Below are 12,227 nucleotides of genomic sequence, written 5' to 3' on the forward strand. Positions count from 1 at the left end.
GTGTCACTCCATTCCAAAAGCTTGGCGCATCGCGCGGGCTGCGTCGGCGTGGGCTTTCAATGCCTCGGGCACGGCACGGCCCATCTTGATGAATTCATGCGTCACGCCACGGTAGATTTCCAGATCGACCGCCACGCCGCTGGCGCGCAATTTGTCGGCATAGTCCACGCCCTCGTCCACCAGCGGGTCACACTCGGCCAGGCCAATCCACGCAGGGGCCACGCCTTCGACATCGGGCGCGTGCAGGGGAGCAAAACGCCAGTCCTCACGCTCTGCCCGGCTTTGCACGTAGTGGCCAAAGAACCAGCTGATGGCGGGCTCTTCCAGCACCAGGCCGCGCGAGTAGGTGGCGTGGGAGGGAGTGTCCTGGTGCGCCGCGCAGCCTGGATAAAACAGCAGCTGCAAAGCCAGCGGCAGGCCCGCATCGCGCGCCAGGATGGCGTTGACTGCCGCCAGGGTGCCCCCGGCGCTGTCGCCCCCCACCGCCAGTCGGGCGGGGTCTGCGCCCAGCGTGGCAGCGTGCTGGGCCAGCCAGGCCAGCGCGTCCCACGCGTCGTTGCTGGCCGTGGGAAACCGGTGCTCCGGCGCCAGCCGGTATTCCAGCGACACCACCATCGCCCCCGAAAGGCGCGCCAGCTCGCGGCAAAGCACATCATGCGTGGCAATGCTGCCAATGGTGAAGCCGCCGCCGTGCAGGTACAGCAGCAGCGGCAGCGCGGCGCCCCCCGCCTCGATGGGCGCGTACAGTCGCGCAGGCATGCGGTAGCCGTCCCGCGCGGGGATGTGAAAGTCTTCCACCCTGGGCAGTGCCGCCTTGGGCACTTCCAGCACACCTGCACCGGCCTCGTAGGCCTTGCGCGCATCTTCGGGGGTGCGCGTGTGCAGCGGCGGGTGCCCGGCGCGGGCCATGCCTTGCAGCACGCCGCGCATCTGCGGCGTCAGGCGGGTGTGGTGGATGTGCAAATCGGTCAAAACACAAAGCTCCGTGGGTTGCGGTCGAAAAATTGGGGCAACGCCTACTTGAAGCTCACCCGCACAGGCTCGGCACCTGGCAGCCCTTCGAATGTGGCTGTGACTGACAAGCCGGCCTTGGGTGGCAGCAAGGGCGAGAAAGAACCTAGGCTGATCAAGTCGCCCGGCTGCATTGCCAGCCCTTCTTGCGCCAGGGCCTGGGCCAGCCACACCACGGCGTTGAGTGGGTGCTCCAGAATGTCGCTGCCCTTGCCGCCACCCAGCCGGGTCCCGGCGCCATCGGTCAGGCTGACCTGCATGTCGGCCAGAGCCTGCAGGAACGCATAGCGCTCTGCACGGTAGGCTGGCACGGCCAGCGGCGCACCGGCCACGCCCAGGCGGGCGCCCACATTGATGGCGCTGACGCCAGCGCCGTTGAGCTTGGGCGGCGCCTGCACCAGCAGGTCGGGCAGTTCGATGAACGGAATGACCTGGTCAATCGACTCCAGCACCTGCATGGGCGTCTTGGCCTGGTTGATGTGGGCGCTTTTCACGCGCACCAGCATGTCGGCCTCGAACAGTGGGCGGGCACCAAAGGCTGCATCCACTGCCGCGCCGTTGGCCAGCACCATGCCTTCGTAGAGCTTGCCCCACACGGGCTTGTCGGTGTTGAAGCGCTTTTGCACCGCAGGGTTGGTCAGCCCGGCCTTGTAGCCCACCACCTTGCCAAAGCGCTGCGCGAGCAGGCTGTTGACCTTGGCGCGGGTGCAGGCGCCGTCAGCGTCTGACAAGCCTTCGATATTGGCGGCGGGCTTTTTGGCCACGTAGTTGGCGACCAGGTCAGACACCTGCGCATCGCTCAGGCACTGGGCACTGGCGCTTGTCGCGCAAGTGACGGCCAGCAAAACAGTCATCAGGGTTTGCTTCGTAGGCATGTGCGTCTCCTCCTTATAAAGTGGGCCTTTGCGGGCTGGCGGCTATCGTAATCGCTGGCGTTCTTCTCCACATCCATCTCACACCATGGCTTTCATCAACTACGTGACCCAGATCCAGTTCGAGTTTGGCGCGGTGCAACTGCTGCGCCAGGAATGTGATCGGGTCGGCATCACCCGCCCCCTGATCGTGACCGACCCCGGCGTGAAAGCCGCCGGGGTGCTGCAAAAAGCGCTGGACGCCCTGCCCGGCCTGCCACTGGCCGTTTTCGACCAGACCCCGGCCAACCCCACCGAAGCCGCCGTGCGCGCGGCTGTGGCGGTGTACCAGGCTCAGGGCTGCGATGGCCTGATTGCGGTGGGTGGCGGTTCGGCCATCGATTGCGCCAAGGGCATTGCCATTGCAGCCACCCACGAAGGCCCCCTCACCCACTACGCCACGATTGAAGGCGGCTCCCCGCGCATCAGCGAGCGCACCGCGCCGGTCATTGCCGTGCCCACCACCAGCGGCACGGGCAGCGAGGTGGCGCGCGGCGCCATCATCATCGTGGACGACCACCGCAAGCTGGGCTTTCACTCGTGGAACCTGGTGCCCAAGGCCGCCATCTGCGACCCTGAACTCACCCTGGGCCTGCCCCCCATGCTCACGGCAGCCACCGGCATGGACGCCATTGCGCACTGTATGGAAACCTTCATGTCTGCCGCCTTCAACCCGCCGGCCGATGGCATTGCACTGGATGGCCTGGAACGCGGCTGGGCTGCCATCGAAAAAGCCACCCGCAACGGCAGCGACCGCGAAGCGCGCCTGAACATGATGAGCGCCAGCATGCAAGGGGCCATGGCCTTCCAGAAGGGGCTGGGGGCGGTGCATTCGCTCAGCCACAGCCTGGGCGGCGTGAACCCGCGCCTGCACCACGGCACGCTCAATGCCATGTTTTTGCCCGCCGTGGTGCGCTTCAATGCGCAGGCGGAATCGGTGCAAAAGGAAAAGCGCCTAGAGCGCATGGCCCACGCCATGGGCCTGGCCAGCGCAGGAGACATCCCCGAAGCCATCCGCGACATGAACGCCCGCCTGGGCCTGCCCACTGGCCTGGCCGCCATGGGTGTGACGGAAAGCATGTTCGACGAAATCATCAAAGGCGCCATGGCCGACCACTGCCACAAGACCAACCCGCGCGTTGCCACGCCCGAGCAATACCGGGAAATGCTGCACCAGAGCCTGTAAGAACGTGGTGCCCGGCGGCTGTGCCCACCAAGCCAGCCCTACAACCGGTGCACCACCCCCATGTCGGGCCGCTGCAGCCACTGGGCCAGCTCATCAGCCAATTGCTGGGCTGCCCCCGTGGCAGCCAGCCAGGCCTTGCTGCGCGCAGCGGTGTCGGGCCCGTAGTGGGTGAAATCCTGGCGGTCGGGCAGCTTGGCGTTGGGCAAGGTCTTCACCCATTGCGGATCGGGCGACAGCACCACCATCGAGTCGAGCGCCGGGGTGGCTTTGTGGCGCCAGCGCAGCGCCTTGTCCAGCCAGCCCGGAACCACCTGGTGCTGAAAGTGCGGGTACAGCACCAGGCCTGCGCCCTGCAAGGCTTCAGATCCGCCCATAGTAAATTGTGAGTCAAATCGGCCTGCAGCGCTTTCTGAATAAGCGCTAGCAGCTATGTTATTGATAGCACCCTGCGGCTGATGGTAGGCCAGATGCATGTGGTAGTCGGTCAGCCCGCCATCCCAATAGGCACCGGGCGGAGCCCCCTCAATGTGGTGCACCGCCTGCAACACGAACGGAATGGAGCAACTCGCCTGCAAGGCGTTCATGAAGTTGGCAGGCGTGAGGCGCACCTGCCGGGTGCGAAAGTCGTGCGTGCCGAACGGGAGCGGTGCGGGCAGCGGTGCGCCCGCAGACCCATCCCCCAGGGGCGAGGAGAACACCACCCGCTCCAGCCAGGCGCCCAGTGCCTTGCGGTGCACGGTGTTGCTGAAGAATGCGCCCAGGTAGCCCAGCGGCGTAGCCACCGGGTGCTCCCGCCCCAGCACATGGCGGCCACGCGCTGCAATCACATGCAGGTGGTAGCGCGGGTGCTGCAGCACCTCGTCCACCCGCCCGGCATAAAAGCTTTGCAGGTTTTGCCCAAACTGCTCGCTCACCTGCGATGCGGGGGGGCGCTTCTTGCCCGGGGGCACCTCGTAGTGCTGGCGCACGTAGGCGTCTTCCAGGCGCTGCAGGGCAGCCACCGGGTCATTGAGACAAGCGGTGGCCATGCGCCACGCGCCAATCGATGCACCCACCAGGTGCACCGGCTGGGCAGATTGCGGCAACCACTGGCCAAACAAAAACCGGTCAAGCGGCCCCAGGATGAGCCCCTTGGGCCCACCGGCTGCGGCGGGCACCACCCCGACATCAGACGGCTGCAGGCCGCGCTGGGCCAGGTGTTGGTAGGCCAGTGGGCCAGCGTGGATTCGCAGTGCTTTCATCGCGCCGATTGTCGCAGCGCAGCAGCCCGCGCGCGGCGGGCGCGAGCGTCAGACCAGGTAGTCTGCGGCGTCGGGGCGCACCGTCCAGTCGATGGGGTCTTGCTGCAGCACCATGTCAATGTCCAGGCCCAGCATCAGGCCGATCTCGCCCGGAAAAGTCACTGCCAGCTCGCGCTCAGAGAGTCCGGCCTCGCGGCCCCGCACGCGCCAGGCCGCCAGGTGAATGACACCCGCCAGTGGCTCGTAGGCTGTGTTCTCAAAAGGCGCGGCCTGGTACTGCAAGGCATCCACCACCACCTGGGGCAGCAGCCAGCGCTGGGCCAGCGCCGCAGAAACATGGCTGTAGCTGTAGCCCAGGATGCGTTGCTCGATCTTGCCCCGGCGCATGTCCAGCGGTAGCACCAAGGTGTTCATCGACTGCGCCTTTTGCGGGTTGCCTAGGTGAATGAGCAATTCACCCAAACCATGCAGCAAGCCAGCGGTATACGCAGCCGTGGGGTTCTGGAACACCACCCCAGCCAGTGAACGCGCCAGCTTGGCAGTGTGCAGGCTGTAGCGCCAGAACTGCTGCAGGTTGATGCCCGGCACCGCACGGGCCGCCGTGCCCAGCGTGGCAGACGACACCAGCGTTTGCAGCGGGGCGCTGCCCAGCAGCACCAGGGCTTCAGAAATGCCCGCCACCTGGCGGGTCAGCTGGTGCGCGGGTGCGTTGGCCAGCTCCAGCAGGCGCGCGGCGAGCACCGGGTCTGAACCAAAAAGCAGGTTCAGCCGACGCAAACTGGGCTCGCGCTGCGCCAGCTCGTTCATCAGCAACGCCACCGTGCGCGGCAGGCTTGGCAGCGCCACGGGTTGGCCTAGCAGTGCGTTCAGCTCCATGGTTCAGGGGGCGCGTCGGTGGTGGTTGCGGCGATTATGGCCGCGCCACCCCGGCAGCGGTGAGCGAAACGCCCGCCGCGCCTTCAGCGCCCCTTGGCCTGTTGCAATTTGGCAAACGCCGAGGCCATGGCCGATTGCTGCGCGGGCTCTGGCGCCCGGCGCTGGGGCTGCTGGTAGCCGCGCCCTGCACCTTCAAAGCGGTTGTCGCGCTGGCCGCGGTCGCCCGACTGGCGGGGGGCGGCATCCAGCTTCATCGACAGGCCGATGCGCTTGCGCTCCACATCCACTTCCATGACCTTGACGCGGACGATGTCGCCGGTCTTGACCACCTCGCGGGCGTCGTTCACAAACTTGTGCGCGAGCTGGCTCACGTGGACCAGGCCATCCTGGTGCACACCCAGGTCCACAAACGCGCCAAACTGGGCGACGTTGCTCACGGTACCTTCCAGAATCATCCCCTCCTTCAGGTCCTTGATGTCTTCCACGCCGTCGTTGAAGCGGGCCACCTTGAAGTCGGGGCGCGGGTCGCGGCCGGGCTTTTCCAGCTCGCCCAGAATGTCCTTGACGGTGATGACGCCAAACTTCTCGTTGGCGAACAGCTCGGGCTTCAGGGTCTTGAGCATGTCAGCCCGGCCCATCAGCTCGGCCACGGGCTTGCCCGTCTTTTCCATGATCTGCTCGACCACGGGGTAGGTTTCGGGGTGCACCCCGGTCATGTCGAGCGGGTTGTCACCGCCACGAATGCGCAAAAAGCCCGCGCTCTGCTCAAAAGTTTTGGCGCCCAGGCCGGCCACGTCCATCAGCTGCTTGCGGTTTTTGAACGCCCCATTGGCCTCGCGCCAGCGCACCACGGCCTTGGCCACACTGGCCGACAGGCCCGACACGCGGGAGAGCAGCGGCACGCTGGCCGTGTTCAGGTCCACCCCCACCGAGTTCACGCAGTCTTCCACCACCGTGCCCAGGGTGCGGGCCAGTTCGCTCTGGTTCACATCGTGCTGGTACTGGCCCACGCCAATGCTCTTGGGGTCGATCTTCACCAGCTCAGCCAGCGGGTCTTGCAGACGGCGGGCGATGGAGGCCGCGCCGCGCAGGCTCACGTCCACATCGGGCATTTCCTGAGAAGCGTATTCGCTGGCGGAATAGACCGAGGCGCCCGCTTCGCTCACCACCACTTTCTCAATGGCGCGGTCGGCCTTGGCGGCCATCTTGATCAGGTCAGCGGCCAGCTTGTCGGTCTCGCGGCTGGCCGTGCCGTTGCCAATGGCGATCAGGTTCACGCCGTGCTTTTCGCACAGCTTGGCCAGCGTGAACAGCGAGCCATCCCAGTCGCGCTTGGGCTCGTGCGGGTACACCGTGGCGGTGTCTACCAGCTTGCCGGTGGCGTCCACCACCGCCACTTTCACGCCGGTGCGAATGCCGGGGTCCAGGCCCATCACCACGCGCGGGCCGGCGGGTGCGGCCAGCAGCAGGTCGCGCAGGTTGTCGGCAAACACCTTGATGGCGACTTTTTCGGCCTCGTCGCGCAGGCGGGTGAACAGGTCGCGCTCGGTGGATAGGCTCAGCTTCACACGCCAGGTCCAGGCCACGCACTTGCGGATCAGGTCATCGGCCTTGCGGCCCTGGTGGCTCCAGCCCAGGTGCAGCGCAATCTTGCCTTCGGCCAGGCTGGGCTTGCCGGGCTCTGGCTCCACCGGTTGCACCAGCTTGGCTTCCAGAATCTCCAGACCACGACCGCGGAACACGGCCAGCGCCCGGTGCGAAGGCACGCGGCCAATGGGCTCGTCGTATTCAAAATAGTCACGGAATTTCGAGACTTCAGGGTCGTTCTCGTTCTTGCCTTCCACCTTTTTGGAGCGCAGCAGGCCTTCGGCCCACAGCCACTCGCGCAGGTTTTGCACCAGCGCGGCATCCTCAGCCCAGCGCTCGGAAAGAATGTCGCGCACCCCGTCCAGCACGGCGGGCACGGTCGAAAAATCGGCTCCGGTCTTGCCGTCGTCCAGCACTTCGGGCGGGCGGATGAAGGCCACGGCCTCTGCGGCGGGGTCCAGCGTGGGGTCGGCAAACAGCTTGTCGGCCAGCGGTTCGATGCCGAATTCGCGGGCCATCTGGCCCTTGGTGCGGCGCTTTTGCTTGAAGGGCAGGTAGATGTCTTCCAGCTCCTGCTTGGTGGGCGCGGCGGCAATGGCGGCACGCAGGGCATCGGTCAGCTTGCCTTGCTCATCAATGCTCTTGAGCACCGCAGCGCGGCGCTCGTCCAGTTCGCGCAGGTACGACAGGCGGGCTTCCAGTTCGCGCAGCTGGATATCGTCCAGGCCGCCAGTCACTTCCTTGCGGTAGCGCGCGATGAAGGGCACCGTGGCACCACCGTCCAGCAACTCGACGGCAGCGCGGACCTGCTGCTCCCCTACTTTGATTTCTGCGGCCAGTTGCCGAATGATCTGCTGCATGTGTGGGCAAACTCTCTGATACTCAAACGAACAAAACGCGAAGCGCGGGAGTTTGCCACAGGCCTGAGCGGGGCTAACATCCCCACCCCTTCCCCCCGTTGTTGACTGCTTTGCCTTTGCAAGACGACCTGTTTGGCGCACCGCCCGCCCCACCTGCGCCGCCGCCTGCCTCTGGCCCCGCCGACGCCGCCCCCGCCAAACGCGGCCAGGGGCTGAAGGTGTGCCCGGCACCGCAGGATGATGCGCTGCATGCCTTGGCCCAGGCGCTGCCGCCGCAGCTGCGCATGGGTACGTCGTCGTGGACTTACCCGGCCTGGAATGGTCTGGTGTGGGATGCCGTATACGAGGCACCGCAGTTGTCCAAGCAAGGTTTGGCGGCCTATGCAGCCCACCCTCTGCTGCGCACCGTGAGCCTGGACCGTAACTTTTACCGGCCGCTCACCGTCAGCCAATACCAGCGTTACGCCGAGCAGGTGCCCGAGGACTTCCGCTTTGTGGTCAAAGCCCCCAGCCTGGTGACGGACGCGCTGGTGCGCACCGAAGACGGCCGGGGCCGCGAGCCCAACCCCGCGTTTCTGAACCCCGAACTGGCGCTGCGCGAATTTGTGGAGCCTGCACTGGAAGGTCTGGGCAGCAAAGTCGGCGCACTGGTGTTCCAGATCAGCCCCTTGCCGATGGCGCTGCTGGATCGCATGCCGCAGGTGCTGGAGCAGCTGCGCACGCTGCTACAAGCCCTGCCACCCGTGGCCAGCCGGGCACCTGATGGGGTGATTGCCGTGGAGGTGCGTGACCCAGAGTGGCTCACGCCCGAATTTGCCGCCGTGCTGCGCAACGCCGGCGCAACCTACTGCCTGGGCCTGCACCCCAAGCTGCCACCACTGGCAGACCAATTGCCGCTGCTGCGGGCGCTGTGGCCCACGCCCCTGGTGTGCCGCTGGAACCTGAACGAAGTGCACGGCCCCTACGGCTACGAAGACGCGGAAAAGCGCTACGCCCCCTACGACCGGCTGCACGACCTGGACCCCGCCACACACGAAGCCCTGGCCAAGGTGATCGTCGGCATCACCGGCAGGGGCCAGAACGCCTACGTCACCATCAGCAACCATGCCGAGGGCTGCGCCCCCTTGACCGTGCAGCGACTGGCGCAGCATGTGCGAGCGCTACACACATCAGCCAGCCCAAGCCCAAGCCCAAGCCCTGGCACTGCTACCGGATAAGAGCCTTTTTGGCCTCTAGCGCTTATCCATCAAGCGCAAGCAGCTATTAACTTAATAGCAAATTCATGCAGACTCAGCGCCCCAGTTGCAGCGCCTGCCCTGGCTCCTGACCCAGCTTGAACTGGGCCACGGCCTCCACCATCTGCTCGGCCTGGGTGCGCAGGCTGCTGGCGGCAGCCGCCATTTCTTCCACCAGGGCCGCGTTTTGCTGGGTGGCCTGATCGAGCTGCGTGACCGCCTGCCCCACCTGGCCCACCCCGGCGCTTTGCTCGCCCGTGGCGGCGCTGATTTCCGAGACGATGTCGGCCACGCGCTGGATGGCGCTGACCACCTCGCCCATGGTGGTGCCCGCCTTGTCGGCCAGCACCGAGCCCTCTTGCACCATGGCACTGCTGGCGCCAATCAGCTCCTTGATGGCCTTGGCCTCGGTTGCCGTGCGCTGCGCCAGGTTGCGCACCTCGCTGGCCACCACGGCAAAGCCTCGGCCTTGCTCGCCCGCGCGGGCGGCTTCCACGGCGGCGTTCAAGGCCAGGATGTTGGTCTGAAACGCGATGCCGTCGATCACACCAATGATGTCGGCAATCTTCTGGCTGCTGCCATTGATGTTGTGCATGGTGCTGACCACCTGCGCCACCACGTCGCCACCTTGCGCGGCCACCTGGCTGGCGCTGGCCGCCAGGCGGCTGGCTTGCGAGGCGTTGTCGGCGTTGTGGCGAATGGTGGAGCCCAGCTCCTCCATGCTGGCAGCCGTTTCCTCCAGCGAGCTGGCCTGGGTTTCGGTGCGGGCCGAGAGGTCTTGGTTGCCCTGGGCGATCTCGTAACTGGCGGACGACACACTTTCAGCACTGCGGCGCACCGTGCCCAGGCTTTCCGCCAGGCGCTGGCGAAAACCTTCCATGGCCTGGCCCAAGGCGCCAATCTCGTCGTTGGATCAGATGTCCACCGACCGCGTCAAGTCGCCTTGCGACAGGAACCCCAGCGCGGCGCTGAGCTGCTGCACCGGTTTGCCCACCAGTCGGCGCGTGGCGTAGACCAACACCACGGTCAGGATGACCAGCGCGGCCAGCACGCCCACCCACAGCCAGATCAGCACGGCGCGGGCGTTTTTCATCATTTCTGACAGGGGAGCCTCGGCCACGATCACCCAGTTCCAGGGCTTATAGCGTTCGGTGGCCACAAACTGGCGCTGCTGCGCGCCAGCGCCCAGGCGGGGCGACCAGGCCACCTCCAACTCGCCGGTCTGGTCTTTCTCGGTCAGCTTGGCCAGCCAGGCTTTGCCTTCTTCGGTTTTTTCATCCACCACCAGGGCACTGGCCAGGCCCGATGTGCGCCCCCGCGCAGGGCGCGGTGGACACGTTCACCGCATACACCGCGCCGGTTTCAAACAGCTTTTGCGAGCCCATGACCTGGGCCAGCCTGCCCAGGATGGCGCTCATGTCGGTGCCGATGAACAGAATGCCAATCGTGCGGTTGCCCTCGCGAATGGGCTCTTACACCGTCATGTATTCCTTGCCAAACAGGCTGGCGCGGCCGATGTACGTCTTGCCTTCCTGCATCAGCGAATAGGCGGGGTGGTTGCGGTCCAGCAGGGTTTTGTAGGCGCGCTCGCCATCCTGCTTTTTGAGGGATGTGGTCACGCGGATGAAGTCATCACCCGTGCGCGCAAAAATGGTGGCAATGGCGCCCGCACTGTCTTTGGTGAAGCGGTCCACCCCCTCGAAGTTGCCGTTCAGGGGCACCCCCTGAAAATTCAGCACGGCTTCGGGCCTGCCGTCCGCACCGGGCTGCTCTTGCACACTGAAGTCACCCGAAAAGCGCGACTTGAACAGCACAAAGTCCCGCTTGGCTTGCTCTTGAGCGGTTTCATCAAAGCTCTGCACCAGGGTGCGCATCTGGGTCGCATATTGGTGGGCATCGTGGCGCGATACCGCACCAAAGTCCCGCCAGATAAACAGACTCACCAGGGTCATGGTGGTGAGCAAGACCAACAACAGGCTCACCAACGCCGCCAGGGAAAGTTTGAAAGCGACGGAGCGCTGGGATACGGGAGACATGGCCATCCTTGATGAATATGTTTTTATCAAATTTATTGCCAAATTCATCAATTTGCAATAAATAATTACACGATGATTCAAGAAAATGACTTGATCATGCTCAAAAGATTGTTTGATGATATTTTTTTACAAGAAAAACAATTGATAGTAACCCGATAATTCACAATGATTAACAACCAGTGTTCAGTCCTCTGCACACAGGCAGCGGGTGAATCCCGGTGCTATGCTTTTTGGGCTTTCCTGCTCGCCCCCTCCCCGGCACCCTTGACGCTTTGAGCCCCCCTCGCCCCACCGAAACACCCCTGCCCATGCGCGAAGGCGTGAGCCCCAGTTGCGTGGTGCTGCCCGCGCACCATGCAGCCCCATTGCTCGACAGGCTGGCCGCCCACCTGCCTGTGGTGGGCCGCGATGAATGGCTGGCGCGCATGCTGGCCGGTGATGTGGTGGATGCGCTGGGCCTGCCTGTGCGCCCCGAGCAGGTGGTCAAAGGCAGCGTGCGCCTGTTCTATTACCGCCATCTGCAGAACGAGCCCGAGCTGCCTTTTGAACACGAGGTGCTGTACCAGGACGAGCATCTGCTGGTGGCCGACAAGCCGCATTTCATGCCCGTCACGCCCACGGGGCGCTACGTGCAGCAGTCGCTCTTGGTGCGGCTGAAGCGGCAATTGGGCCTGCCAGATCTATCGCCCCTGCACCGCATCGACCGCGACACGGCGGGGCTGGTGCTGTTCTCGGTGCAGCCGCGCACGCGGGGCGCGTACCAGGCCTTGTTCAGGGAGCGCAGCATGGCCAAGACCTACGACGCCGTGGCGCCCTGGAATGCTGACATCCCCTTTCCGCGTGAACACCGCAGCCGCATGGAGGAATCACCACAGTTCTTTCGCATGCAAGAGGTGTCCGGCGAGCCCAACAGCCACACGCACATGGCCGTGCAGGCCGTGCAAGGCCCCTGGGCGCTGTACCGGCTGGAGCCCATCAGCGGCAAACGCCACCAGCTGCGCGTGCACATGGCCGCGCTGGGCCTGCCACTGCGCAACGACCCGTTCTACCCCGAGGTGAACGACCCGCCCGAAGGCGACTACTCGCGCCCCTTGCAGCTGCTGGCCCGGTCGCTGCGCTTTACCGACCCGCTGACCGGGCAAGAGCACCACTTTGAAAGCCGACTGCGCCTGCAGTGGCCCGTGATTGAACCCCTGCCTGAGTCCGCAGCGGCGTAGACCTACAATCCAACCCGCATTGGATGGCCTCCGGCCGCCAATGCGTGCTAGGGGTGTCTGCAGCGCA

General features: G+C 65.2%; 9 protein-coding genes and 1 pseudogene. 4 read left to right on the plus strand and 6 right to left on the minus strand.

Annotation, left to right across the window (positions count from 1 at the left end; all coding sequences use genetic code 11):
* Positions 1 to 3: 3 nt before the first annotated feature.
* Positions 4 to 972, minus strand: a complete 969-nt coding sequence (locus BDD18_RS00120) for an alpha/beta hydrolase (protein WP_420837293.1) — start codon at positions 970 to 972, stop codon at positions 4 to 6.
* Between the two features lie 44 nt (positions 973 to 1,016).
* Complete coding sequence (locus tag BDD18_RS00125; protein WP_142080677.1) at positions 1,017 to 1,886, minus strand: 2-keto-4-pentenoate hydratase; 870 nt, start codon at positions 1,884 to 1,886, stop codon at positions 1,017 to 1,019.
* Between the two features lie 85 nt (positions 1,887 to 1,971).
* Between BDD18_RS00125 and BDD18_RS00130 the strand changes: the two genes are divergently transcribed.
* Positions 1,972 to 3,108 carry an iron-containing alcohol dehydrogenase gene (locus BDD18_RS00130; protein WP_142080680.1) on the plus strand — a complete coding sequence of 379 codons (1,137 nt, stop codon included), beginning with the start codon at positions 1,972 to 1,974 and terminating at the stop codon, positions 3,106 to 3,108.
* Between the two features lie 38 nt (positions 3,109 to 3,146).
* Here the strand turns inward: BDD18_RS00130 and BDD18_RS00135 are convergent, their stop codons facing one another.
* From BDD18_RS00135 to BDD18_RS00145, 3 genes are all read right to left on the minus strand, one after another.
* Complete coding sequence (locus BDD18_RS00135; RefSeq protein ID WP_142080682.1) at positions 3,147 to 4,349, minus strand: patatin-like phospholipase family protein; 1,203 nt, start codon at positions 4,347 to 4,349, stop codon at positions 3,147 to 3,149.
* A 48-nt stretch (positions 4,350 to 4,397) separates the two neighbouring features.
* The gene (locus BDD18_RS00140; RefSeq protein WP_142080684.1) at positions 4,398 to 5,225 is read right to left on the minus strand and encodes an HDOD domain-containing protein; all 828 of its coding nucleotides are present in this window, start codon (positions 5,223 to 5,225) and stop codon (positions 4,398 to 4,400) included.
* A gap of 83 nt (positions 5,226 to 5,308) precedes the next feature.
* Entirely contained in the window at positions 5,309 to 7,672 is a 2,364-nt protein-coding gene (locus BDD18_RS00145; protein ID WP_142080687.1) for a Tex family protein, read from the minus strand.
* A 116-nt stretch (positions 7,673 to 7,788) separates the two neighbouring features.
* Between BDD18_RS00145 and BDD18_RS00150 the strand changes: the two genes are divergently transcribed.
* A complete protein-coding gene (locus tag BDD18_RS00150) occupies positions 7,789 to 8,889 on the plus strand; it encodes a DUF72 domain-containing protein (protein ID WP_211360700.1) in 1,101 nt (366 codons plus the stop codon).
* Between the two features lie 73 nt (positions 8,890 to 8,962).
* On the opposite strand, the pseudogene BDD18_RS23030 reads toward BDD18_RS00150, so the two are convergent.
* Positions 8,963 to 10,889, minus strand: a pseudogene (locus tag BDD18_RS23030) (methyl-accepting chemotaxis protein).
* Here BDD18_RS23030 and BDD18_RS22335 point away from each other — a divergent pair.
* Entirely contained in the window at positions 10,864 to 11,004 is a 141-nt protein-coding gene (locus BDD18_RS22335) for a hypothetical protein (protein ID WP_244939041.1), read from the plus strand. The pseudogene BDD18_RS23030 and the gene BDD18_RS22335 overlap by 26 nt on opposite strands.
* Before the next feature lie 247 nt (positions 11,005 to 11,251).
* Positions 11,252 to 12,160 (plus strand): pseudouridine synthase, encoded by a 909-nt coding sequence (locus BDD18_RS00165; protein ID WP_142082436.1) that lies wholly within the window; start codon positions 11,252 to 11,254, stop codon positions 12,158 to 12,160.
* The last annotated feature ends 67 nt before the right edge of the window (positions 12,161 to 12,227 follow it).

The organism is Acidovorax temperans (assembly GCF_006716905.1).
GTDB lineage: Bacteria > Pseudomonadota > Gammaproteobacteria > Burkholderiales > Burkholderiaceae_C > Acidovorax > Acidovorax temperans.